The sequence below is a fragment of the Streptomyces fulvoviolaceus genome (genome assembly GCF_000718165.1).
Lineage (GTDB): Bacteria > Actinomycetota > Actinomycetes > Streptomycetales > Streptomycetaceae > Streptomyces > Streptomyces fulvoviolaceus.
This window is the reverse complement of record NZ_JOEY01000007.1, coordinates 119,989-142,705: the sequence shown is the minus strand read 5'-3', so window position 1 is coordinate 142,705 and position 22,717 is coordinate 119,989. Positions and strand designations below refer to the sequence as shown.

Here is a 22,717-nt window from a genome sequence, read left to right as displayed (position 1 = left end):
CAGGCAGCAGGCGGTCAGGCGGAAGGCAGGAAGCGGGCGCATTCGCGCAGTGCGGCCGCGTTGTTGGCGATGGCGGTGTCGACGAGCTTGCGGCCGAGTTCGGGGGTGGCTCCGGTGGGGTCGCCGATGACGCCGTTGCCCGTACCGAAGTCGTCGCTCGTCCAGCCGAAGGAGACGGACTTGCCGAAGCCGATGTGCTCGTAGGCGGTCAGGTGCTCGGGGACACTCCGCTCGGCCAGCGACATGTCCACCGTCTCCGGGTGGAGGTGGAGCATCGCCGCGGTCTCGTTCAGCCCGCCGTGCACCCCCAGACCCAGCTCGCCGGACGGGGACGCGCCGCCCTGGTCCGCGGGGAGCGCGGCGTGCAGAAGAAAGGTGAACAGACCGTATTTGGTGCGGAGTTCACGTAGAGCGACTCCCAGCAGCGCACTGTTGCCGCCGTGTGCGTTGAGGAACGCGAGCCGCCGGACGGGTCCCTTGGCGAGGGATCGTCCGAGGTCGTCCAGTACCGCGAAGAGCGTCGAGGCGCTGAGCCACAGTGTCCCGGGCGACCAGGCGTGTTCGTCGGACTTGGTGTACGCGAGGCCCGGCAGCAGTGTGATGTCGCAGCTGTCGGAGGCGGCCAGAGCCGCGCCCCGCGCTATCGCCTCCGCCATGAAGTAGTCCGTGGCGACGGGCAGATGGGGCCCGTGCTGCTCGATCGCGCCGACGGGAAGGACGGCGACGGTGTCGGCGGACAGGTCGGTGACCGACGGCCCGCTGAGGTCGGTGAAGCGGGTGAAGGTCATGGTCAGTGCGCTCCCAGAAGGTGGCCGGGGTTGAGCAGCCCCAGCGGGTCGGCCGTGCGGGCGGCGGCGCGGGCGAGGTCGAGGCGCCGGTCGACGTACCAGTTGTGGACGTCATGGACGCCGACGCCCAGTGCCTCAAGGGCGGCGATCCCCTCGTACACGGTGGCTTCGTCCTGGTAGTGCGCCATCAGCATGCCGACGGTCCCCGAGCGCATCCCCTCCAGGTGCAGCACCGTCCCGGGGAAGACGGCCTTGACCGCTGCCGGGTCGCCGAGCAGTACGTCGCCGCCGATCTCCAGGTGGAAGTAGCCGTCCTGGGCCTTCATCAGGTGGTACGTGGGGTGGTTGAAGGAGAGCGAGGAGATGAGAGCCGGGCCGCGCGGTGCGGGACGTACCTCGGTCACCCGGCCGCCGTGTTTCTCGATGATCGCCCGGGCGTCGTCCCCGGCCTGCTCCTCGATGATCGCGCGGACGCTGAGCGCGGCCGGGTCCAGGGCCGGGTCGGTCTCGAAGGTCTCGACGAGGCCGGGCTCGTCGAGGGAGACCAGGCGCGGGGCGGGCTCCAGGCGTACGAGGTCGCTGAGCGCGGCGGTGGCGGAGGTCCACGTGTCGAAGGAGGCGAAAAGGCCGGTCCAGACACGGGCCGGCTGAAGTGCGACGGTCGCGGTTGTGGTGATGCCGGTGGTGCCGTAGGCGTGGATGTACGGGAGGGCCTCCTCGCCGCGTACGGTGAAAGGCTCGGCCTCTTCCGTGCACGGGACGACGGTCAACTCCCGTACAAAGCCGTCCCCGTTGGTGCCGTTGGCCAGCGATCCCGTGCCGCCGTTCCCACCGCAGAGGAAACCGCCGAGCGACGTCCCGAAGGTGGAGGGGAACATCCACAGCTCCTGGCCCAGCGTGCGCGCGTGCGCCTCCAGGTCGGACATCTTTGCGCCTGCCTCGGCCCTGATCCACCCGTCGCCCGCGCCCAGGATGCGTCCGCATCCGGTGAGGTCGAGGACGGCGCCGCCGTGGAGCGGGATCGCCTGGCCGTAGTTGCCGGTGCCCTTGCCGCGCGGGGTGAGCGGGATGCGCAGGCGGTGGGCGAGGGCGACGAGGGGCTGGATCTGCTCGTACGACGACGGGCGCAGCACCACCTCGGCGCGACCGGCAGGGAGCTTGGCGGCGAGGATCGGCGACATGTGCGCCCAGTCGCGGGACGCCTTTTCGAGAGCGGAGTCCTCGCGTACGACGGCATCCTCACCCAGCAGTGCGGCAGCCTCCGTGCAGAATTCCTCGATGCCGGGGGTGTGGTGCGCAGTACCTGTTCCGGCGTCCCATACCGCCTCGTCCGCGACCAGTTCGGTCATCCGGCGCAGTTCGGCGGCGGAGAGGGTCGTGCCCTTGGGGTCGATGGCCATTACTTCATTCCGATCTCGGTGTCGATGAATTCGTTGGTCACCAGGTCATCGGCGCTCAGCCCGGCCGGGATCTTGACGCCGCTCTCGGTGAGGATCGGCCCGAAGGTCTTCAGGGAGTCGGTCACCCGCGTCTTGTCGAAGCTCGCGATCGATCCGTCGGCCTCGTTGCCGAGGATGCCGAGCTCGACCATCTCCTTGGCGGCGTACTGGCCGGTGCCCTTGGAGTAGACCCAGCTCGTGCCGTACTGCTTGACGATGTCGTCGATGAGCGTGACCGCGGTGTCCGGCGCGGCGGCGAAGTCGGCGGCCGACTGCTGGATGACGGGAACCAGCTTCTTCAGGCAGGGGCTGAGCTTCTTCAGCGCACCGGTGCGGACGGAGAGTGCCTCCGGGTAGACGGTGTAGCCGACATCGGAAAGCAGCTGGAACTTGACCGGCTTCTTCCAGGCGGCGACCTCGTGCTCGTAGAGGTACGGCTCCGCGGTGGCGAAGCCCTGCTGCGCGATGGAGGGGTCGGCGACGAAACGGGACGGGGCGCTGTCGTAACTCCCGTCCAGCTGGCTCTTCTTGATGAGCCCCTTCGCCACCAACATCGGGGCGAAGACCTCGCCGTCGCGGTACACGACCTTGGCGCCGCTCTTGCCGATGTCGGCGACGGTCTTCCAGTCCGGGTGGGTCTCGGGATCCCACATCAGGACCTGCGGACTCTTCTTCATCAGCGCGGCGACCGCGGTGACGGGCTGCTTGCCCGCCGACTGGATGGCACTGTCGGTGGTGACCATGCCGAGGGTGATGGACTGGTCGATGTACATCTGCGAGGCGGGGGTCTGGTACCCGACGGCCGAACCGCCCGCCCGTACCTGGATCTTGACGCCGGTGTCCTTGCCGCCGAGGACGAGGGGGCCGGTGACCCGCTTCTTGTCGGTGTCGACGGTGTAGCCGGGGCCGACGAGGTTGTAGATCGGACCGTGTTCGGCCTCGGGCTCCCAGTCGGCCTGGACGACGACGGTGGCGGGACAGACCTTGTCGAGGCGCTGGGCGGCGGGAGCGGGCTTGAGGTCGGCGGACGAACCGGCGGCGGTGGTGGCGCCGGCTCCGCAGCCGGTGGCGGCGAGAAGGAGCGAGGCGCTCAGTCCCGCAACAAGGCTTCTTCTGGCGGAAATTGGCATGACTGTCTCCCGGAAGGGGCTCTGACGAGGAAGCGGAGAGGGGGGTGGGGCCGGCTCAACTGCGGCCGGACGCGTGCCAGGAGCCGATGGCGAGTCGGGACAGGAACGTGAAGAGCGCGAAGACGGCGACCCCGAAGAGGGAGGCGAGGATGATCGCGGCGAAGAGGTCCTCGGACTGGAGCCGTGAGCGGTAGACGTCGAGGAGGGTGCCGATGCCGGCCGCGCCCTGCTTGAAGAACATGTCGCCGACGATCGCGCCGATGACGGAGAGCCCGGAGGAGGTACGCAGCCCGGTGAAGACGGCGGGGAGCGCCGCGGGCAGTTCCAGCTTGCGCAGGCGGTCCCAGCGGCTCGCCTTCTGGAGGGTGAAGAGGTCGTGGTGTGCGCGGTCCACGGACTGCAGCCCGAAGAGGGTGTTGGCGATCATCGGGAAGAGGGCGATGAGGACGCAGACCACGACCCGGCTGGTGAAGCCGAAGCCGAACCAGAGGCCGATGAGGGGGACGATGGCGAGGATCGGGACGGTCTGCAGGATGACGGCGTAGGGATAGAGGGAGCGCTCCAGCCAGCGGGCCCGGCTCATCACCACGGCCCCGGTGATGCCGAGGGCGGCGGCGATGGCGAGCCCGGCGAGAGCGACCTGCGCGGTGAGGGCGAGGGCCTGGAGCATGGGTTGCAGGTGGGTCCAGTCGAGGACGGCGACCTGGAGGACCTGATGCGGGGGCGGCACGAGGAAGCGGCGGGCGGGGGCGAGAAGCAGGTAACTCACCGCGTACCAGAGGCCGAAGGCGACGGCGAGCGAGCCGATGGGGGCGAACAGGGCGACGGGGCCCCGGCGTGTGCGGACGGATGATTCGGCGGTCGGGAAAGTCTCGACGGTGGCGGCATCGGACCGGTGCACGGGGGTCTTCGCCTCGTGGGCCGGAGCGGCAGCGCCAGGACCGGTGACGGCCGGTTCGGAAGCGGCAGACGGTTCGCCGCTCGGGCCGACCGCGACCGGGGCGGCAGTGGTCGCGTGGGCAGTCGGCGCGTCGGCGGGCGTGGCAGCCGGGGTGTTCGTGGTCACTGGGCGTCTCCTCGCAGGGCCTCGGAGACCGCGCCCGCGATCGCGGCGAACTCCGGTGCGTAGCGCAGCGAAGCGGGCCTGGGGTGGGCGAACGGGACCTCGAACTCGGCGGTGATGCGTCCGGGCCGGGCCGACATCACCACGACCCGGTTGGCCAGGAAGACCGCCTCGGTCACCGAGTGCGTGATGAAGAGACCCGCGAATCCCGTCTCGGCGAAGATCCGCTGGAGTTCCTCCTGCATACGAAGCCGGGTCATCTCGTCCAGCGCGCCGAAGGGTTCGTCGAAGAGGAAGAGCGCGGGGCTCATCATCAGCGCGCGGGCCAGCGACACCCGCATCCGCATCCCGCCCGAGAGCTGCCTGGGCAACTGCTTCTCGAAGCCGTCGAGGCCGACGAGACGGATGGCGTCCATGGCGCGCTCGTGCCGTTCGGCCTTGGGACGGCCGGCCAGTTCGGCCGGCAGCGCCACATTGGCGAGGACGCTGCGCCAGGGCAGCAGGGTGGCGTCCTGGAAGACGTACCCGACGTCGCCGCCCGGGGTGCTGATCTCGCCCGCGCTGGGGGCATCGAGGCCGGCGGCGAGCCGCAGCAGGGTGGACTTGCCGCATCCGGAGGGGCCCACGACCGCCACGAACTCCCCTGCCCCGACGCGGAGATCCACACTCGAGAGCGCGGTGGTTCCGCTGTCGAAACGCTTGTCGACGGCTACGAAGCTCAGCGCCGTCTGCACTGCTGTCGCCACGTCGGCTCCTTCCTTGAGGGCTGTGATGCATTCACTGATGTTCGTAGCATCAACATTTATTGTTTCGGAGGGATGTCCCGGGCGTTTACGCCCTGGACCAGTCAGAGCGCTTCGCGGACCACCGTGGTGCGGCTCACCGCTCGCCCGCCCTTGAAGACGATCCGGTCCGGGTACGAGGCGCCGACAGCCCCGGAGAGCGAGTCGGCCCGTACGGCGAGGAGGTCGGCGATCGCACCCTCGTACGGCCCTGCGGCGGGCAGCCCGAGGACCGTGCGGGCGCCGGTGGTCACCGCGTGAACGGCCTCGGGCAGCGTCAAATGACCTGCCGCGACGAGGAGTCCGGCGGTCTCCAGGGGGTCGGCCCTGCCCACCGGGTTGAAGGGGTCGCGGATGTTGTCGCCGCCCCCGGCCAGGGGCACGCCCGCGTCCAGGAGGGCGCGTACGGCGGTCAGACCGCGCGGGGTGCGGGCAGGGGTGTCGCGGCCCTGGAGGTAGAGGTTGGTGAGCGGCAGTGCGACGACCCCGATCCGGGATGCCGCCGCCTCCTTGGCGATCCGGGCGGCCTCGGCCGGGTCCAGGCCGCCCAGTCCCACGCAGTGGCTGGCGGTCGCACCGTGGGCGAAGCCCCGCTCCCGTACCGCCTGGGCGAGCAGCAGCAGATCCTTCGGGTCCGGACGGAGATGCTCGTCCGCATGCAGATCGACGCCGACGCCGTGCCGCTCGGCGATGGTCAGGGCGCGGGCGACAGCGGCCTGCGGGTCTTCGGAGAGGTGCGGGCAGCCACCGAGCAGGTCGGCCCCCAACTCCAGTGCCTGGTCGAGGACTTCGTCGGGCGCCTCGATGTGGAGTACGGCGATCTGCAGTGCAACCCGCTCGCTCAGCTCCTCGCGCAGCCGCAACAGCGCCCGCAGCCCCCGGAGCGGATCGGGGCCGGGCAGGATGTCGGCGTGGGTGCGGACGGCGGTCGCACCATTGGCGACCAGCTCGTCCAGAGCGCGGCGGGCCCTGACCAGCACGTCCTCCTCCGTCACCTGCTCGGCATACCCGCGCCAGGCGGCGACCGCCCCCGGCAGGTCGCAGGGCGGTGCACCGGCCAGGTCCCAGGTGAGGGCCTTGTCGAGGTGGGCGTGGGGTTCGGCGGGGGCGGGCAGCAGCATGAAGCCGGAGAGGTCCATCTCCTCACCTGCGGAGGGGAGTTGACCGGTCGGCGCAACGGCCGACACCCGCTCGTCCTCGATCAGTACGTCCCGGACCTGCCCTTCGGGCAGCCGCGCCCCGCGCAGCAGCAGTGCCGTCGCCGTCATCGTGCGTCCCCGTTCTCCGGTGCCGTGAGTACCGCGAAGCCGTCGAAGGCGTGCCACATCGCAGGCTCGCCGAACATGTCCTGGCGGCGGACCGGGCGGGTCCGTCCGCGTACCACCTGGTCGAAGGCTTCGGCGACCCGCCCCACGAAGTAATGGCCCTCACGGTGGCGGAGGTTGTGCCCCAACAGGGCTGTCCTGACCGGGAGTTCAGCCAGTCGTCGAGTCGATGCGGCGAAGGCGGGTACATCGGCGCCCGGCACATGGGCGAAGAAAGCACCGCTGATCAGGGTGTCGCCGGCGAGGAGCTGGCCGCTGTCCGGCTCCCAGAGGCAGATGCCGTCGGGGGAGTGGCCGGGGGTGTGCAGAACGTGCAGCCTCCGCCCGCCCAGGTCGAGCTGCTCCCCTTCCCTGAGCAGCCGGGTCGGTCGCACCGCGTCGATACGCCACTGGGTCAGTTCGGGGACGGGCCGCACCTCGATCCGCGAGTCGGTGAGGAAGAAGCCCTCGGCGGAGAGTGCGCTCAGCTCGGTGTAGCGCTGTCGCATGTCCTGGGCGATGTGCTCGTACGTCTCGAGCCACTCGCGCGGTGCGGGCTCGCCGTGCAGGTCTGCGCCCGCCTCGTGGACGGCGAAGTCCTTGGCCTCGCCCACGAGTGAGGCGTTGCCGCCCCGGTGGTCGTAGTGGTGGTGGGAGTTGACGACGAGCAGCGGCAGCGAGGTCAGTGCGCGCACCTCGCGCCCGATGTCCCCGATGCCCATCCCGGTGTCGTACAGCAGGGCGAGGTCGTCGCCCACGACGAGATAGCTGTTGACGTGCCCGGGCTCGGCGATGAGGAAGGTCCCGGGCCCGGTCTCCTGTACGGAGAACCAGTCGCGCCCGCTCATGCGCCGATGCCGTGATAGCGGCGGGCGTGGTGGACGAGAGCGCTGATCCGGCCTCGGCCGGGGATGATCTCCTCGATGTCGGCGATCAGCAGCAGGTGGTCCCCGGCCGCCACCTCTTCCCGTACGCGGCACACAACGGCGTACGTGCTCTGCGTGAGCAGCAGCGGCACACCTCCCTCTCCCGTCGTCCACTCAAGCCCGGCGAACCGGTCGGCGGCCGGATCGGCGAACCGCCGTGAGACGGATTCGCCGTTCGCGGCAAGGATGTTGAGGGCGAGCCTGCCGCCGTCCTGGAGCAGCGGCAGGGTGCGGCTGCCGCGCTGGACACCGATCGCTATCAGCTCCGGAGTGCGGCTGAGGCTCATCACGGCGGTGCTGGTGAATCCGGCAGGTGCGCCATCGGCTGCTGCGGCGGTCACGACGCAGACGCCGCCCGCGAGAGCGGCCATGGCATCGAGGAATCCGGCCGTGGCGGGTCGGTCGGCGGTGGTCGCGGTCATTCGGGCTCCTCGCCTAGAATGTTCATCACATCAACATTGAGCGTAAGAGATATGTGTTTCGCGGGAGTAAATCCCACCCCGAAGTGACCGCTTAGGATCTCCGTCATGGCAGACCGCCCCACCGAAACCCCCGCCGATCCGGACCAGCAGCTCGGCAACGCGATCCGACGGCTACGCAAGAACCGCGGCCTCACCCTTGTCCAACTCGCGGGCAGCGCAGGCCTTTCGCACCCCTTCCTCAGTCAGCTGGAGCGCGGTCTGACCCGCCCGAGCATGCCCTCGCTGCACCGGATCGCCCAGGCGCTCGGCACCACCCAACAGGCCCTGCTGGCACACTCGGCAACCTCCCCCGCCGACATCCATGTCGTACGGGAAGGGACCGGCACCCCCGTCGCCAACAGCGGCGGCTCGGCCCGGATGCTCGGGGCACCCCAATTCGCCGTCCATCCGGTGGAATACACGGGAGGACCCACCGCCTTCGAGGAGTACTACGACCACCCGGGCGATGAGTTCCTCTATGTGGTGCACGGCGCGATCGAGGTCGACCTACTGGGCCCCGGCGGCCGCGAACTGCACCGCCTCCACGCCGGCGACAGCCTGCTCTACCCAGGCGGAACCTCACACCGGTGGCGGGTTCTGACGGAAGATCAGGACCTCTCCGGGGTGCGCATCCTCACGGTACAGAACGCCCCTCACTAGAACGCCGAGCAAAGAGCGACAGGGTGCGCCGACGCTCCCGGCGACGCCGACCTGCGTACCGAACTCGGCGCCGCCATCCGGCGCCTGCGCATGGAGCGGGGCCTGACCCTCGTCCAGCTCGCGGGGCTGTCGCACCCCTTCCTGAGCCGGCTCGAACGCGGTCTGACCCGCCCCAAGCATGCTTTCGCTGCACCGCATCGCCCGTGCCCTCGGCACCATCCAGCAGGCACCGCCCCGCTCCACCTCCACCCGGTGGAATACGAGGATTCGACGCTGACTTCCGGGCTGTTTCGAGCACCCCGGTGACGAGTTCGTCTACGTGGTGGAGGCGAGACAGAATTCGAGGTGCACACTCCGTCCGGCGGCCCTGCGCGGTCGCCCTGGGGCCCGCGCTATGGGACGTATTCAGCAGGGGTGGTGGACGTCGGCCGAGTCTGCTTGTCTGCCTCTGCCTCGTCGTCCGCGGTGCGCGCCGGGCGGGTCCGGTTGAAGGCCAGGTTCAGCCCGAAGGCGATCAGGGTCGCGCTCGTCACCGGTGAGCCCAGCACGATGCGCACACCGTCCGGGAAACGGGAGTAGAGGTCCGGTGCCACGTCGGGCGCCATGCCCACGCCGATCGACACGGCGACGATCAGCAGGTTGTGCGTTCCCTCGAACTCGACCTTCCGCAGTGTGCTGATACCGACGGCGGCGACCGTGGCGAACATGACCAGTCCCGCCGCGCCCACGACCGGTCCGGGCAGCCCGGCCACCACCGCCCCCAGCTTGGGAACCAGGCCCAGGGCAACCAGGATGGCGCCCGCGACGGTGGCCACGTGACGGCTTCGTACCCGGGTCATCGACACCAGGCCCACGTTCTGGGCGAAGACGGTGTCGATGAAGGCGTTCATCACTCCGCCGAGCACCCCGGACAGTCCGTCGGCGGCCAGCCCGCGCGCCATGTCCGCGGTCGTCAGCTCCTTGCCGGTGAGTTCGGCGACCGCGATCAGGTCCGCGGTCGACTCGGCGAACAGGACCAGCATCACGACACACATGGAGATGACCGCGACGGGAGGGAACTCGGGCGCGCCGAAGTGGAACGGAGCGCTCACCCCGATCCAGTCGGCGCCACGGGCGGCGGACAGGTCCAGCATTCCCAGCGGTACCGCGACCGCGGTACCGGCCAGCAGCCCGAGCAGGACGCCGGTCTGAGCCAGAAAGCCCCGGCCGAACCTCGCCACCAGCAGGATCACGATGACGACGAGGGCGGCGAGGGCAAGGCGCGACGGCGCCGCGTAGTCCGCCGCCTTGGGGTCGCTGCCGACGACGAGGTTGACGCCGACCCCGATCAGCGCCAGGCCGACCACGGTGATCACCACACCGCTCACCAGCGGCGGGAAGAAGCGCGCCGCCTTGGCGAACGGCCAGGCGACGAGCAGGCCGAAGATCCCGGCGGCGAGCATCGAACCGTATACGGCCTGGAGCCCGTACTCACCGGCGATCAGGATCATCGGCGTCACGGCGGTGAAGGCCGCGCCGGCCATCACGGGCATGCGGACGCCGAGCACCCGCCCGACGCCCGCGCCCTGGATCATGGTGACGACGCCCGCGACCAGCAGGTCGGCGTTGATGAGCAGAGCGATGGTCGAGGCATCCAGCCCGGCGGCCGCGCCGAAGACGAGCGGCACCGTGACACAGCCCGTGTACATCACCAGAACGTGCTGGAGGCCCAGCACCGCGAGCCGCCCGAACGGCGCCCGCCGCTTCGCGGACATCATCACAACAAATCCCCTCTACCGTGCGAAGTTGGCGGCGATGCGCTGCTGGATGTACTGCTCCGCCGTGATCGGCGGATACCGGCCATCCGGCCCCTCGACCACCACGTCACGGTCGGCCTGGGCGAAGAAGGCGATGCTGTAGCGGGCGCCCCGGTCCTCGCCGGGGCCCGGGGACTTGACCCGGTGGAAGTTGGACGGAAGCCGGTCGTCGCTCCACCGCATCAGCATGTCGCCGATGTTGCAGGTGATGACGTCGGCCGACGGCGCCACGGGAGTCCACTCCTGTGCCTCGGCCTCCTTCCCCGGGCACACCTGCAACCCGCCCTGTCCGTCCCGCTGGAAGAGCAGTGTCAGACAGTCGAAGTCGGTGTGCGCACCGGCCCGCCACACGTTCGGGTCGGGCTCGGCGTCCTCGGGGAGCGCGAAGTAGTGCAGCATCCGCAGGGTGGACTGGTAGTGCTCGCTCCGCGGGTCGTGGGCGCGGGCGAAGAAGTCGCTGTCGAAGCCCAGCTTGTCGGCGAAGCAGGACAGGACCCGCATGGCCACCTCGCGGCAGCGCGTCTCGAAGTCGAGGGCGCGCAGCCGGAATTCGGGCAGCACGTCGTCGGGCCAGAGCCCCTCCATGTGAGGGCGGGTGACCTGGTACGACTCCTTCTGGTCCGGTGTCCTGACGGACGGCCTGACCTGGGTCATGGACTCCCACCCTGAGTTGAGGCCCCTCTTCAGCCCATGCCTGGCCTTTTGGGCCTCGGGCAGCGCGAAGAATCCCTCGGCGTTCGTGAACGCCTCGTCCACCAGGGCCTGTTCGATGCCGTGGTTGACCAGCTGGAAGAACCCGATGTCGGTGGCCGCCGCCCACAGCTCCTCGGTGATCTCGGCCTTGCGGGCCTCGAAGTCGGAGAGGTCGATGCGGCGGATCTCCCGCGCCGTGGTCTCGGTGCCGGCCCCGCCCATGCGGGTTTCCCTGTCGAGTTCGGCGAGGTCGTACGTCGATCGAGGCGTCGTGTGCGGCACAGCACGCGTCGTGATGTCAGTCATCGCGGCAAGTACTCCTGAGTACGTCGGAGTGGTGTTCTCCGAGTCCTACGAGGTGCAGTCACCGCCCCTGCACCCCCACCGCGGACACACAGAGGTCCGCGGGCACGGTCGACCTCGGACCCGTCCTTGGGTCCGGCGCCGCGGGCTGGCATATGCCCCGTCGACAGGGGCCATGCGCGATGAAGTCAGCCTGGCGGCATCATGTTTCGTCCGAGAACCAGTTCTGTTACTGCGACAGCACGTCCACGAGGAACGCCGCGGGAAGGCGGGCACTGCGCCTGTCGCGTACCGGAAGGCACGCGTAGTCCCGGTCGAAACGCTGCAGCACGAGGTCGGCCCTGATCCCCGGCACCACACCGTCTGCGCAGGCGTCGAGCCCGAGCACCTCGTTGGCGCCGCGCCAGCAGGCCCGCATTCCGCCGGCCGTCGCCGCGGAGCGGCCCGCTGCGAAGGATCGGTGGCCAGTTCGATGGCTGTCCAGGCCATGCCCAGGCCGGCCGCCGTCGAGGACCGCGCGGTACGCCTGGGTGGTGACACCGGACCTGGCGAACTCGGGGTTGTGCATGATCGTGTCACCGCAGTCAGAGCCGATCGCGGGATGGATCGACGGGACGACGTGGGAGACGTTACCCATGTCGGTGGAGCCGCCGCGGAGCGTGGTCGTCACCGCCGACTTGCCCAAGTTGCTGCACATCGACGTACCGGAGAGCACAGGCACTGAAGACCCGGCCGACGTCCGAGGCGGAGACGGGCCGCTCGTGCTGCTTCTGCTGTTGCTGTGTGTGCCGCCGCGCTCGTCTGCGTGCGGGGTGTGAGAGAGGATCTGCGAGCGTTGGGCGCGTTGCCGCGCCTGTGCGATCTCGACAAGCTGTGCCAGCGTGGTGTCTGCAGGGGTCGTTCAGGCAGGTGTATTGCTTCGCCAGAGGGCGGGGAGCGCAGGGGGAGCGCATTCAGGATCGATGGCCAAGGTCTGTGGCATGGGGTTTTGTGGCCAAAGCGGCAGCCACGGCGGCCATCGCGCGTCGCTGTTCCCGCGCCAAGGCCACACTCGACTTCTGGCGCTGTGAGCAGGCAGAAGACGGGGATCCGGGGACTGTCCGTCGTGCTCTCGGTGGGTGTGAAGACAGGCGTCACCATCACGGCGAGCCCGAAACGGCCCTGTACGTGCTCGGCGGCGTCGGCCGTCGGTGGGTCGGCGACCGGCTGGGACCAGGTCCGCGAGCGTTCCGGGACACTTCGTCGTCGTTGCGCCAGGTGTGGTGCACTAGAAGGAGAACGGCAGTGACACCGGGCCGGTGTGGATGTGCGTCGTACACAGCACACAGGAGGCCATCGTCGTGAACCTTGATGACTGCCCCTGAACACCCGCGCATGGCTCGGACCCCGCCCAGGGCCGGAGGGCCCATGGGCATCCGCGTATGAACCGTCTCGGAGCCTGTGGAGCACCCACAATCACCTGACGAACCGCGCGACGCAATCTCGGGGTAACCGTCCGCAGCCGACCTCGGCTCCGGGCCTGGTCACCTGCTCCTTCCCCAGGAGCCGCAACCAAGGACAGGCGATGAAGCCGCCTCCATTCACGTACTGCGATCCCGAATCCGTCGATGAGGCCGTCGCGCTCAAGAGCGAGTACGGCAACGACTCCCTCGTCCTCGCGGGAGGACAGAGCCTTCTCCCCCTGCTCAACATGCGGCTTGCCAGGCCGGAGGCACTGATCGACATCAACAAGATCGGTGACCTGCAGAAGATCGAGCGCCGGGTCGGCATCCTGGAGGTCGGCGCCGGGGTTCGCCAGTACGAGCTGGAGGACCACCCGCTGGTCGGCGAACTGGTCCCGCTGCTACCGGAGGCCACCGGCTACATCGGCCACATCGAGAACCGGCACCGCGGCACGGTCGGCGGCAGCCTGGCGCACGCCGACTCCGCTGCCGAACTGCCGTGCACGGCGGTGGCACTCGACGCGACGGTGGTCGTGCAAGGGCCGTCGGGCACGCGCACCATCGCGGCCCAGGACTTCTTCCAGGGCTGGATGACCACGGCCCTGGAGCCCGAGGAGGTCCTCGTCGCCATCCGCTACCCGGTGACGCCGTGGACCGCGGGCCATGGCTTCGTGGAGGTGGCCCGGCGCGTGGGCGACCTTGCGCTCGCCGGCGCCGCCGCGGTGGTGAACCTCGACGAGGACGGCCGCTTCACCTCCGTCTCCGTCGGCGTCCTGGGTATCTCCGACACGACGGTCCGCGCCTCCGCGGTGGAGAGCGCACTGATCGGTGAGGCCCCGACCGAGGAGAACATCGCCAGGGCCGCCAAGGAGATCGTTCCCTCGGTGACCTCGGAGGACGACCTGCACGCCACGCGCGCCTACCGCCGGCACCTCGCCTCCGTCGTGGTGTCGCGCGCGATCACCGCGGCCGTGGCACGCGCCCGCGAGAGGAGCAACGGGAAGTGACGACCTCGACCGCCGCCAAGTACGGCATCGCCCGTCGGACCGTGACCATGCGCGTCAACGGGCGGGACGTGACCCGCGAGGTGTCGACGCGCACCACGCTCGCCGACTTCCTGCGCGACGAACTCGACCTGGTCAGCGTGCATCTCGGATGCGAGCACGGCGTGTGCGGATGCTGCAACGTCCTCTTCGACGGCCACTCGGTGCGCTCCTGCCTGATGCTGGCCGTCCAGGGGGACGGGCACACGGTCGAGACCGTCGAAAGCCTGTCCGTCGACCCGACGGAGCTGCACCCCATCCAGGAGTCCTTCGCCGAGGAGCAGGGGCTGCAGTGCGGCTTCTGCACGCCCGCGATGGTGCTGCGTACCAAGGAGATCATCGAGACCGGTCGTGAGATGACCGATGCCGAGGTGCGTCACGAGATCTCCGGGATCCTGTGCCGCTGCACCGGCTACCAGAACATCGTCAACGCGGTCCAGTCCGCCGGCGCCAAGCTTCGCGGCGAAGCGACGGCCGACGGCGCCGCGGGAGGTCGTTCCTGATGACCACCGAGCACACGGACACCGCCCAGAAGCCCGGTTACAAGTACATCGGCAAGGACCGCAAGCGGGTCGAGGACCCTCGGCTGCTGGTCGGCCGCGGCGGGTACATCGCCGACCTCAGACTGCCGGGCATGCTGCACGCCGCGATCCTGCGCAGCCCCGTACCGCACGCGTGGATCAGGTCCGTCGACGCCACCGAGGCACTGAGGCTGCCGGGAGTCGTCGCCGTGCTCACCGGCGAGGACTGCAAGGCGAAGATGAACCCCTGCATGAACTTCGGCCCGGCCACCGTCGCGCAGTACCCGCTGGCCGTGGACAAGGTCCGCTACGTCGGCGAGGCCGTGGCGGCCGTCGTCGCGGAGAGCAGGTACCTCGCCGAGGACGGCGTGGACCTGCTGGAGGTCGACTACGAGGACCTCCCGCCGGTCACCGATCCCATGGCGGCCATGGAGCCCGAGTCCGCCGTGCTGCACGAGGAGCACGGCAGCAACATCGGCTGCGAGCGGACCTTCGAGTTCGGCGATGTGAACGCCGCGTTCGCCGGGGCCGACCTCGTCGTCGAGGACACCCTGCACTGGGGCCGCTCCGCCGGAATGCCGATGGAGACAACGGGCGCGGTGGCCCAGCCCGGCTTCAACGGCGTACTGGAGATCTACTGCAACTCGCTCAACTTCAGCTACTTCGCCTTCCTGATCGCGGGCGCGCTGAGGCTCCCGTCGAACAAGCTGACCATGAAGCCGGTCCCGGCGGGTGGCAGCTTCGGCAGCAAGCTCGCCGCGCACAAGGTGCCCACCCTCGCCGGCTTCCTGGCCCTGCGGGTGGGTCGCCCGGTGTCGTACGTCGAGGACCGGATCGACCACATCGTGAACTCGGACCACCACGGGTGCGACCGCTACTACGAAGCCCGCATGGGCTTTCGTGCCGACGGCACGATCGTCGGTCTCGACATCGACGTCGTCGACGACTACGGCGCCTACATGCAGTTCGGCGTCGGCCACCACGGCAACGCTTTCTCGCAGGTCGTCGGCCCGTACCGGTTCCGGGACGTGAGGTACCGCCTGCGGGCCGTGCTCACCGACAAGTGCCAGCAGGGCGCCTACCGCGGCTTCGGCTCCGAGGTGCACAACTGGGTGCTGGAGCGGCTGGTCGACTCCGGGGCGGCCCGGCTCGGGCTCGCTCCGGAGGAGATCCGCCGCCGCAACTTCATCCAGCCCGACCAGTTCCCCTACACGATCCCCGGCGGCAACGTCTACGACAGCGGTGACTACCCAGCCGTACTGGACAAGGCACTGTCGATGATCGACCTGGACAGGTGGCGCGCAGAACAGAAGCGGCTGTGGGCGGAGGAGGGCCGCTGTATCGGCATCGGCCTGGCCACCACCCAGGAGCGCAGCGTCTTCAGCTCCACCGAGTTCTGGTCCCTGGTGGAAAAGCCCGTCCTGCCCGTCACCTCCAGTCCCGAGAGCGCGACGGTGACGATCGACCCCACCGGGCAGTTCCAACTCCTGCTGCACTGCCAGTCGATGTGGGGCAACAGCCCCGAGACGGTGGGCGCCACCGTCCTCGCCGAGGAGTTCGGGATCCCGCCGGAGAGCGTCAACGTCCGGTACGCCGACTCCGCCCACGCGCTTCCCAGCACGGGCCCGGGGGGCAGCCGCTACACCGTCATGGTGGCCGGTGCGATCCGGGGCGCGTCGCGCAAGCTGCGGAGGAAACTCATCCAGATCGCCGCGCACACCCTCGAAGTGGCCGCGGAGGACCTCGAACTCGTCGACGCGCGCGTGCAGGTCACAGACGCCCCGGAGACCGGGCTGACCCTCGCGGAGCTCGCGGGCACCGCCTACTTCTTCGCGCTCAGCCTGCCCGAGGGCACGACAAGCGGACTGGAGGAGTCCTACACCTACGATCATCCGTACACGACGCTGCCGGCCCCGGACGGCTCGGACTTCGGCGTCTTCTACCCGATCATGGGCCATGCCTGCCACATCGCGGTCCTGGAAGTCGACCCCGACACCGGGATCCCCTCCTTCCTCGACTACGTGGCCGTGCACGACGCCGGGACGATCGTGAACCCCAGGAGCCTGGGCGGCCACGTCACCGGCGGCGCCACGCAGGGCATCGGGACCACGCTCTACGAGGAGCTGGCCTACGACGAGGACGGGCAGTTCTTGTCCTCGACCTTCAGGGACTACCTGATCCCCACCGCGGGCGAGGTCCCGGCGTTCCGCATCGGGCACGTCGAGACGCCTTCGCCGTTCACCGAGTACGGCATCAAGGGCGGCGGCGAGGGCGGCCGCATGGTGGCCCCGGCGGCCGTGTCGGCGGCCATCGACGACGCTCTGCGGGAGTACGGGATGCGGGTTCGGCAGCTGCCGGTCAAGCCCTCGGACATCGTGGCAGCGGTACAGGCCGGCGCCGGCCGGGCGGAGGCGGGCTGATGTCCGCCACCGGCGCCGGTCGGCAGATCAATGGGCGAGCGGAAGGTCCTGCTCGGTCCAGATGCATTTGCCCTCGTCGAGATGGCGAGTGCCCCACCGCTGAGAGAGAGCGGCCACCAGGTGCAGGCCCCGGCCGCCTTCGTCGGTGTAGGCGGCGCGCCGGATGCGCGGGCTGGTGAGGCTGCCGTCATAGACCTCACAGATCAGCGACCGGCTGCGCAGCAGGCGCACGCGCATGGGGCCGCTGGCATGCCGGATCACGTTGCCGACCAGTTCGCTCACCAGGAGCTCGGTGGTCATGGCTAGATCGTCCAGACCCCAGACGGCCAGCTGGCTGCGGACGTATTCCCGGGCCTGGCCGGCTGCCCGCGGGTCGTCCGGAAGGCTGCACGAGGCGACGCTGTCGACAGGTGTGCCTCGGGTGTGGGCCACGAGGAGGACCGCGTCGTCGTTGGTCTGCTCACGGTCGGGCAGCAAAGCCGAGACGATGACGTCGCAAAGCTCATCGAGGCGCCTGGTGTCACCGTGCTGGGTGCCGGTCGGGAAGAACGAGGGCCGGGCCACAGCCTTCGCCAGCGTCTGCCTGAGCTGAGCCAATCCCTTGTCGATGTCCCGGGTGGCGGATTCGACGAGGCCGTCCGTGCAGAACACGAGAAGGCTCTCGTCCGGGAGATGCAGCTCGTGCGTCTCGAAGGGGGGTTCGGCGGCGCCCAGCGGCGGGTCGCTGGCCAGCTCCGGGCAGTGGACCGTCCCATCGGGATGGACGATGACAGGCGGGAGATGACCGGCCAAGGAGAGCGAGCAGATACGGGTGACGGGGTCGAACACGGCGTAGGAGCAGGTGGCGTACTTGTCGTCGCCGAGGCCGGAGACGAGTTCGTTGAGGTGGCTGAGCAGCTCGTCCGGACCCAGTTCGAGGTCGGCAAGGGCGCGGACCGCCGTGCGCAGCTGCCCCATGACGGCTGCTTCGGCGATGCCGTGCCCCATGACGTCGCCGATCACGATGGCGACCCGATCGCCGGACAGCGGGATCAGGTCGTACCAGTCACCGCCCACCTCTTCGCCTTTCCCCGCGGGCATGTAGCGAGCGGCGGCGCAGACGGCCGGCAGGGAGGGCAGTGTCCTGGGGAGCAGACTGCGCTGGAGTTCCTGGGCGCGGGTGTGCTCCACGTCGTACAGCCGGGCCCGATCCAGTGCCTGCGCGATCAGCCCGCTCAGGGCTATCAGCAGGGTGCGTTCCTCCTCGCTGAAGGAGCGCGGCCGAGAGAAGGAGACAACACAGCAACCGATCGCGTGCCCGGAGGCGATGAGAGGCAGGAACGCCCATGCGCTCTTGGTCGACGCGGCCACAAAGCCCTCGAACTGGGGATAGAGCTGGACATATTCGGCAGGCGACTCGACGAATCCGGGAGTGCGGGTGCGGAGCGTTTCGGCGATCGCCATGTGGCTCGTGAGCGAGATCCCGCTGATCTGGCGCAGGAATTCCTCTGTGTATCCGACGGATCCGACCACGTGCAGCCGGCCACCCTCAAGCGCGTTGACCACCAGCCCGTCGGCGCCGAAGGGCGGCAGGACACGCTCCGCGACGGCCTTTACCACGTCGCTGGATGTGACGGCTTCGGCCAGCGCCGCCGTCAGCTCACTCATCCGGGCGGTTCGCCCAGCCGCGACCCTCCCCCAGCCTCCGGCCGGGGGGACCCCCATCTCGCTTCGCTCGCCGGCCGATCGCTCGGCTCCCTCTGGTCGTTCGTCGGTGACGCCGGCGAAGTAGATCGTCAGCCCGCCGCCCTGCAAGGGGACCAGCCGGACACGGCGGACGCGCTGATCGGTCGGCCCGTGGAGATCGAAACCGATCGGCTTCCTCTCGGCGGACGCGCGCCGGCACTGGGCTTCGAGACCGGGTGCGCGGCCTACGGGAATATCCCAGAGAGCGCTGCCCAGCGGCGTCCGGCCGGGGCCGAGGAGACGCTCGGCCTCCTCGTCGACGAAGGTGATCCGCCAGTCCTCGTCTACCGCCAGAAATCCTTCGTCCATGTCACGAAGGGCGGCGACGGCCGGATCCCCCGTGGCTTGTGGGTGAGCCGGGCCCCACAGCGTGCCGACCATATGGGCAGAGGTGCCGTCCTCACCCGGCACCATGTGGCCGCGCGCTCGCACCCACCCGAATGTGCCGTCGCTGTGGTGCACTCGGTATTCGGTGTCGTGCGCCGTCCCGCTGTCGTACGCCTTACGGATGTCAGCTGTGAACGTCGGCAGATCCTCAATGCCCGGAAGGTGCCGGCAGAGGTCCGCGCTCTCGTCGACCGCTTGCAGCGACTCGCCGGACATGTCGATGACCGGCTGGGTGAGCGTTACGGAACCGGCCGCGGCGTCGTACTCCCAATGCCTGATCGCAACCGCGCGGGGCATCTCCCTACCGGGCCAGTCGATCGCCGGCGGTTCCCCGGGCGCCGAGACGACACCCGACGGCGTAGCGTGACGTTTTTCCAGGTGTCCGGCCGCCCACACCGCCACGGAGCCGAGAAAGGACCGCTGCGCGGGATCCGGCTCGTCGGGCCCCGCCATGAGCACGGACAGCGCACCGACTCGCCCGCTGGTACCGAGCAGCGGCACTGCCGCAGTGCCGGAGGCCCCGATCCCCAGGCTGTCCTCGGCCACCCAGACGAAGGCGCCGCTGCGCAAGGCGCGTGCGGGGGGCACGTCCTCGTCCGCACGGAGATTCGCCCATGCCCCGGCGAGTTCCGGCGCAAGTCCGCTGGCCGCCACCAAGCGCAACCGATCAGAACCGGGGTCGCGCCAGTGCACCAAGCCGCCGAGGCCACCCAGGTCAGCGGTCACCTGCTGAAGGGCCACGTTCAGTGCCTCGGCCATCGACAGATCGTGGTCGCTGGCCGCCAGCAACCGTAGCCGCATCGCCTCCGGCTGCTCGATGCGGCTCATGGGCCTCGCGTTCCCAGCCGTCACCGCATCTCCTGAAGGGTCGCGTGTGAAGCCCCGCCGTGAATTGGCCTACATACACTGTATCGCTGGCTCTGCCCCGTAATCGGTGGCAGCGGTACGTCACGCCGGGTCAGGCTGAGGGGCGCTTGAGGTCAATCGGGTGTGGCGGACAGGGAGGCCCTTGAACGGCTGCATGATGAGCCGTCGGGGCTGGAGGCCCGCCGGTGGTGTCGGCGTTCCCTCAATTCTGTTCGTTGCGCTGAATCGGATTCGTCACGGAGTGAGGCCGATCCTCAGGAACGTTTGTTGAGTTTCTTGGCTTCGGTAAGGACGCGGCCTCGTTCCATGAAGCCGACGCCGCGATCTCTGAGGATCTTGTCGACGTGGTGCTGCTTGCTGCCGGTACGGAGTAGACGTGCGGCCTCAGCCACCAGGCCGTCCTGCTGGGTTGTGGAGGACGCTGGGGCCAGGTCGTGCGTGGGGCGTGGCGCACGAGTCCTGCCCACCGTTGTCGCCGGGCCCGTTCCTGGCCGGGAAACGATGCCCGCTCGGAAGGGCCGGGTCTTGAGGGAGTTGCGGACGCCGAACCGTGTGGCTATCAGGAACGTGCCGAGCGCCCAGCACACCAGGAGGATACCGATGAACTTCAGGACGTCCAGGGCGAGCGGGCCGGTGTAGGTCTTCTCGTCTCCGATCGAGCCCAGCGGTGCCATGAGGAGACAAACACCCGCGACCACACGCCAGTTCCGCTTCCAGAACGTCTGCGCTTCGGCCGTTTCGGGGTTCCGAGCCGCTATGGGCACGGTGGATGCGGAGGAGCGGTGGATGCGGCGTGCCGTGTCGTTGACCGGCGTCATCGTGCCGTCCAGGCGGTACCTGAAGAGCGCGATGTTCCACTCCTGGGCGTAGGCCACGGCGGTGGGCGCGTAGTCGCTGCCGGTGAAGAAGATCAGCTGTGCGGTCGATCCGTAGGGGCGCGCCCCTACGAAACGTTGCAGTTCCGGACGCCCGACCTGGGCGGCCTGGTACTTGACCTGTCCCAGTGCGCCGGTAGCGCGGACGTCGATACCGGAGTCCGGGCCTCCGGGGCGTGCGGCGGCATCGGTATAGCCCCAGTGGCGCATCCAGCGGGCTGCGTTGTGCTCGGCCTGCTGCCAAGACGAAATCTGCATCGGCTGCGGCGGCACAGCCCTTTGCGGCATCTCGGCCACGTTCCCCCCTCATGTACTCGCTCCCGGCTCGGCAGGTCACTGCCCAAGGCAGAGCGGAACACACACCTGACAGAGGAAGAGCAGGCCGGCGCCGGGCTGCCCCATGGTATGCGGTGTCGTGGTGAGCGCAGTAGCCGAAAGCGGTGCAAAGCCAGCAGTGCGACGGCTGTGGTGGGCCCGTTGGCCGGGGCGACCATGCGCACGACCACGGCAGGTGGGTGAGCGGCTGCGCAGACTTCTTTTCGCCTGCGTGCGCTGACTGCGCAGCCGTCCACGCGTACTGCGCATGCGGTGTGCGCTCGGTGCGCAGTGGGTTGCGCATCGCTGTGGTCAGGGCCATGGTCGGGGTTTCGGGGTGGTGGCCGGTCCGTGGTCGGGTTCTGCGCAGCTGCCGTGCGTCGGCGGTGGTTGGTGTGCAGCGGCTGCGCAGGCCGTCTACGCATGCGGCGACCAGCTCCAGGCGACTCTGCGGTCGGGGTCCTGGACGGGGTGCCACACGGGCTGGGAGGGGCCTTTGGTGCGCAGGTCTGCCAGCGCCGCGGCCAGGACGGGGACGGTGTGCATGAAGAGGGGCAACGCCGGGTCTTTGGCGGCCGCGTGCAGGGCGTGGATGCGGGTGGTGATGCCGGCGGGGCCGGTGCCGTCCAGGACGAACAGCAGGCGGGGGAAGAGCGGGTAGTGCCGACGCCATGCTTCCTGCACCGGCTCCTGCCCCAGGGTCTGCCGGCGCTGCCCCGGGGAGGTGGGCACGTAGTTGTGGAGGCGGGCGTAGGCGGTGAGTTTCGCGGCGAGGCGTTCGGGGCCCATGGTGGCCCGGTCGACCTCGACGAACGCCCGCAGCATCGGCCCGTCGCCGCCCTCCCGGCCGCTCCGGTAGTACATGAGCGCGTCGGGGATGACGGCCTCACCGCCCCCGAGGGGGTGGTAGACCTCGGGGATCCAGTCCAGTGGCCGGCACAGTTCGCCGCGGCGGTGGGCGTCCTCGAGGAAGACCAGTGCGGTCTCGGTCACCGTCAGCGTGTGTCCGACCCGCAGCCGTGCGGCGGTCGGGTCGGACACTGTCTTCGGTGGCCGCCGGCCGCGCAACTCCGGCCACTCGCAGGCGACCTGCACGCCGTAGGAGGTGGGAAACCACACCCGCAGTCGGCCGGCCCTGGGCAGGGTGATGCGGTCGATCAGCCCCTCCTCGCGCAACTTGGCCAGCCTGCGCCGGGTCTGCTCGCTGCGCACTCCCGGGGCGATCACCCGGTGCATCTGCTCGGTGGTGGCCATCCGGTACTGCACCAGCACCGCCAACGCCAGCCGATCCCCACCGCCCGCATCCACGTCCGTCATCGCCGGCCCGCCTCTCCTGTACAGGGCGGCACCGTCCGGTACGGCGCCGCGCGTACCGGCCACGGCAACAGCCAACCCCGACCAGCCTTGCGACCATGAGGGCCCGACCACGGTCACGATGCGACAACACCGCCTTCGACCGGGCCGACATCTGCGTCGATATCCCCGCCGACATGTGCCCGCTCCTCCTCGCGCGGGGGCGGCGTATCCGCAGGTCATCATGGACTTGTCGGCGTGGTCGGCAGCCCGACATCCCCCTCTGCACACCCCCGCGCTCGCCCCCAAAGCAGAAGAAAAACAGGGGACGGCGGGTGAAGGGGCGGGTGCGTGCCGGCGGGGGATCGGGGCCGCTGCTGGTCGGGTTGCGCGTCGGCGGCCGCCTCCGCGCTCGTGCGCCGCAACAATGCGGCGCGCACCAGCAGCACCGCCAGGGCCTGGGGAGTGGAGCGGAGATGAAGGG

General features: G+C 69.6%; 19 protein-coding genes. 5 read left to right on the top strand and 14 right to left on the bottom strand.

Annotated features, from left to right (window positions below; translation table 11 throughout):
- Positions 1-14 precede the first annotated feature (14 nt).
- The 8 genes from IG08_RS0109200 to IG08_RS0109165 all read right to left on the bottom strand — a co-directional run bounded on the left by IG08_RS0109200 (position 15) and on the right by IG08_RS0109165 (position 7,854).
- Positions 15-788, bottom strand: a complete 774-nt coding sequence (locus IG08_RS0109200; protein WP_030598656.1) for a creatininase family protein — start codon at positions 786-788, stop codon at positions 15-17.
- Between the two features lie 2 nt (positions 789-790).
- Positions 791-2,188: an FAD-binding oxidoreductase gene (locus IG08_RS0109195; RefSeq protein ID WP_106980900.1), complete on the bottom strand. Its 1,398-nt coding sequence runs from the start codon at positions 2,186-2,188 to the stop codon at positions 791-793.
- The gene (locus IG08_RS0109190) at positions 2,188-3,357 is read right to left on the bottom strand and encodes a substrate-binding domain-containing protein (RefSeq protein ID WP_030598652.1); all 1,170 of its coding nucleotides are present in this window, start codon (positions 3,355-3,357) and stop codon (positions 2,188-2,190) included. The genes IG08_RS0109195 and IG08_RS0109190 overlap by 1 nt, the downstream gene beginning before the upstream one ends.
- Before the next feature lie 55 nt (positions 3,358-3,412).
- On the bottom strand, positions 3,413-4,423 hold the full coding sequence (locus tag IG08_RS0109185; protein ID WP_078655508.1) for an ABC transporter permease: 1,011 nt from the start codon (positions 4,421-4,423) through the stop codon (positions 3,413-3,415).
- On the bottom strand, positions 4,420-5,166 hold the full coding sequence (locus IG08_RS0109180; RefSeq protein WP_030598648.1) for an ABC transporter ATP-binding protein: 747 nt from the start codon (positions 5,164-5,166) through the stop codon (positions 4,420-4,422). Before IG08_RS0109180 ends, IG08_RS0109185 begins: the two co-directional genes overlap by 4 nt.
- A 101-nt stretch (positions 5,167-5,267) precedes the next feature.
- On the bottom strand, positions 5,268-6,470 hold the full coding sequence (locus IG08_RS0109175) for an amidohydrolase family protein (RefSeq protein ID WP_030598647.1): 1,203 nt from the start codon (positions 6,468-6,470) through the stop codon (positions 5,268-5,270).
- The gene (locus tag IG08_RS54015; protein ID WP_052424559.1) at positions 6,467-7,354 is read right to left on the bottom strand and encodes an MBL fold metallo-hydrolase; all 888 of its coding nucleotides are present in this window, start codon (positions 7,352-7,354) and stop codon (positions 6,467-6,469) included. Before IG08_RS54015 ends, IG08_RS0109175 begins: the two co-directional genes overlap by 4 nt.
- Positions 7,351-7,854 carry a flavin reductase family protein gene (locus IG08_RS0109165; protein WP_078655506.1) on the bottom strand — a complete coding sequence of 168 codons (504 nt, stop codon included), beginning with the start codon at positions 7,852-7,854 and terminating at the stop codon, positions 7,351-7,353. The genes IG08_RS54015 and IG08_RS0109165 overlap by 4 nt, the downstream gene beginning before the upstream one ends.
- Positions 7,855-7,959: 105 nt before the next feature.
- On the opposite strand from IG08_RS0109165, the gene IG08_RS0109160 reads away from it, so the two are divergent.
- The gene (locus IG08_RS0109160; RefSeq protein WP_052424558.1) at positions 7,960-8,553 is read left to right on the top strand and encodes a helix-turn-helix domain-containing protein; all 594 of its coding nucleotides are present in this window, start codon (positions 7,960-7,962) and stop codon (positions 8,551-8,553) included.
- A gap of 51 nt (positions 8,554-8,604) precedes the next feature.
- Entirely contained in the window at positions 8,605-8,859 is a 255-nt protein-coding gene (locus IG08_RS62975) for a helix-turn-helix domain-containing protein (RefSeq protein WP_390898569.1), read from the top strand.
- Between the two features lie 86 nt (positions 8,860-8,945).
- Here IG08_RS62975 and IG08_RS0109155 read toward each other — a convergent pair whose 3' ends face one another.
- From IG08_RS0109155 to IG08_RS0109145, 3 genes are all read right to left on the bottom strand, one after another.
- A complete protein-coding gene (locus IG08_RS0109155) occupies positions 8,946-10,310 on the bottom strand; it encodes a nucleobase:cation symporter-2 family protein (protein ID WP_030598640.1) in 1,365 nt (454 codons plus the stop codon).
- Between the two features lie 15 nt (positions 10,311-10,325).
- Positions 10,326-11,348, bottom strand: coding sequence for an isopenicillin N synthase family dioxygenase (locus tag IG08_RS0109150; protein WP_052424557.1), 1,023 nt, complete (start codon positions 11,346-11,348; stop codon positions 10,326-10,328).
- Positions 11,349-11,574: 226 nt separating this feature from the next.
- Positions 11,575-12,042: a hypothetical protein gene (locus tag IG08_RS0109145; protein ID WP_158812198.1), complete on the bottom strand. Its 468-nt coding sequence runs from the start codon at positions 12,040-12,042 to the stop codon at positions 11,575-11,577.
- An 867-nt stretch (positions 12,043-12,909) separates the two neighbouring features.
- Between IG08_RS0109145 and IG08_RS0109140 the strand changes: the two genes are divergently transcribed.
- From IG08_RS0109140 to IG08_RS0109130, 3 genes are read left to right on the top strand one after another with little or no spacing between them, the layout of a single operon-like run.
- Entirely contained in the window at positions 12,910-13,794 is an 885-nt protein-coding gene (locus IG08_RS0109140) for an FAD binding domain-containing protein (protein ID WP_030598634.1), read from the top strand.
- A complete protein-coding gene (locus IG08_RS0109135) occupies positions 13,791-14,333 on the top strand; it encodes a (2Fe-2S)-binding protein (protein ID WP_078655505.1) in 543 nt (180 codons plus the stop codon). Before IG08_RS0109140 ends, IG08_RS0109135 begins: the two co-directional genes overlap by 4 nt.
- Positions 14,333-16,771 carry a xanthine dehydrogenase family protein molybdopterin-binding subunit gene (locus IG08_RS0109130; protein WP_030598629.1) on the top strand — a complete coding sequence of 813 codons (2,439 nt, stop codon included), beginning with the start codon at positions 14,333-14,335 and terminating at the stop codon, positions 16,769-16,771. The genes IG08_RS0109135 and IG08_RS0109130 overlap by 1 nt, the downstream gene beginning before the upstream one ends.
- A gap of 27 nt (positions 16,772-16,798) precedes the next feature.
- Here the strand turns inward: IG08_RS0109130 and IG08_RS0109125 are convergent, their stop codons facing one another.
- From IG08_RS0109125 to IG08_RS0109115, 3 genes are all read right to left on the bottom strand, one after another.
- Complete coding sequence (locus IG08_RS0109125) at positions 16,799-19,711, bottom strand: SpoIIE family protein phosphatase (RefSeq protein ID WP_234342836.1); 2,913 nt, start codon at positions 19,709-19,711, stop codon at positions 16,799-16,801.
- 293 nt (positions 19,712-20,004) lie between these two features.
- On the bottom strand, positions 20,005-20,913 hold the full coding sequence (locus IG08_RS55725; RefSeq protein ID WP_078655518.1) for a restriction endonuclease: 909 nt from the start codon (positions 20,911-20,913) through the stop codon (positions 20,005-20,007).
- 444 nt (positions 20,914-21,357) lie between these two features.
- Positions 21,358-22,257, bottom strand: a complete 900-nt coding sequence (locus IG08_RS0109115) for a replication-relaxation family protein (protein WP_030598622.1) — start codon at positions 22,255-22,257, stop codon at positions 21,358-21,360.
- Positions 22,258-22,717: the final 460 nt, after the last annotated feature.

Coding starts and splice junctions, on each gene's coding strand:
- IG08_RS0109175 (WP_030598647.1), bottom strand. CDS start 6,470: ATGACGGCGACGGCACTGCTGCTGCGCGGGGCGCGGCTGCCCGAAGGG.
- IG08_RS0109200 (WP_030598656.1), bottom strand. CDS start 788: ATGACCTTCACCCGCTTCACCGACCTCAGCGGGCCGTCGGTCACCGAC.
- IG08_RS0109155 (WP_030598640.1), bottom strand. CDS start 10,310: ATGATGTCCGCGAAGCGGCGGGCGCCGTTCGGGCGGCTCGCGGTGCTG.
- IG08_RS0109165 (WP_078655506.1), bottom strand. CDS start 7,854: ATGACCGCGACCACCGCCGACCGACCCGCCACGGCCGGATTCCTCGAT.
- IG08_RS0109160 (WP_052424558.1), top strand. CDS start 7,960: ATGGCAGACCGCCCCACCGAAACCCCCGCCGATCCGGACCAGCAGCTC.
- IG08_RS0109115 (WP_030598622.1), bottom strand. CDS start 22,257: ATGACGGACGTGGATGCGGGCGGTGGGGATCGGCTGGCGTTGGCGGTG.
- IG08_RS55725 (WP_078655518.1), bottom strand. CDS start 20,913: ATGCCGCAAAGGGCTGTGCCGCCGCAGCCGATGCAGATTTCGTCTTGG.
- IG08_RS0109125 (WP_234342836.1), bottom strand. CDS start 19,711: ATGAGCCGCATCGAGCAGCCGGAGGCGATGCGGCTACGGTTGCTGGCG.
- IG08_RS0109130 (WP_030598629.1), top strand. CDS start 14,333: ATGACCACCGAGCACACGGACACCGCCCAGAAGCCCGGTTACAAGTAC.
- IG08_RS0109195 (WP_106980900.1), bottom strand. CDS start 2,188: ATGGCCATCGACCCCAAGGGCACGACCCTCTCCGCCGCCGAACTGCGC.
- IG08_RS0109145 (WP_158812198.1), bottom strand. CDS start 12,042: ATGTGCAGCAACTTGGGCAAGTCGGCGGTGACGACCACGCTCCGCGGC.
- IG08_RS54015 (WP_052424559.1), bottom strand. CDS start 7,354: ATGAGCGGGCGCGACTGGTTCTCCGTACAGGAGACCGGGCCCGGGACC.
- IG08_RS0109140 (WP_030598634.1), top strand. CDS start 12,910: ATGAAGCCGCCTCCATTCACGTACTGCGATCCCGAATCCGTCGATGAG.
- IG08_RS0109150 (WP_052424557.1), bottom strand. CDS start 11,348: ATGACTGACATCACGACGCGTGCTGTGCCGCACACGACGCCTCGATCG.
- IG08_RS0109190 (WP_030598652.1), bottom strand. CDS start 3,357: ATGCCAATTTCCGCCAGAAGAAGCCTTGTTGCGGGACTGAGCGCCTCG.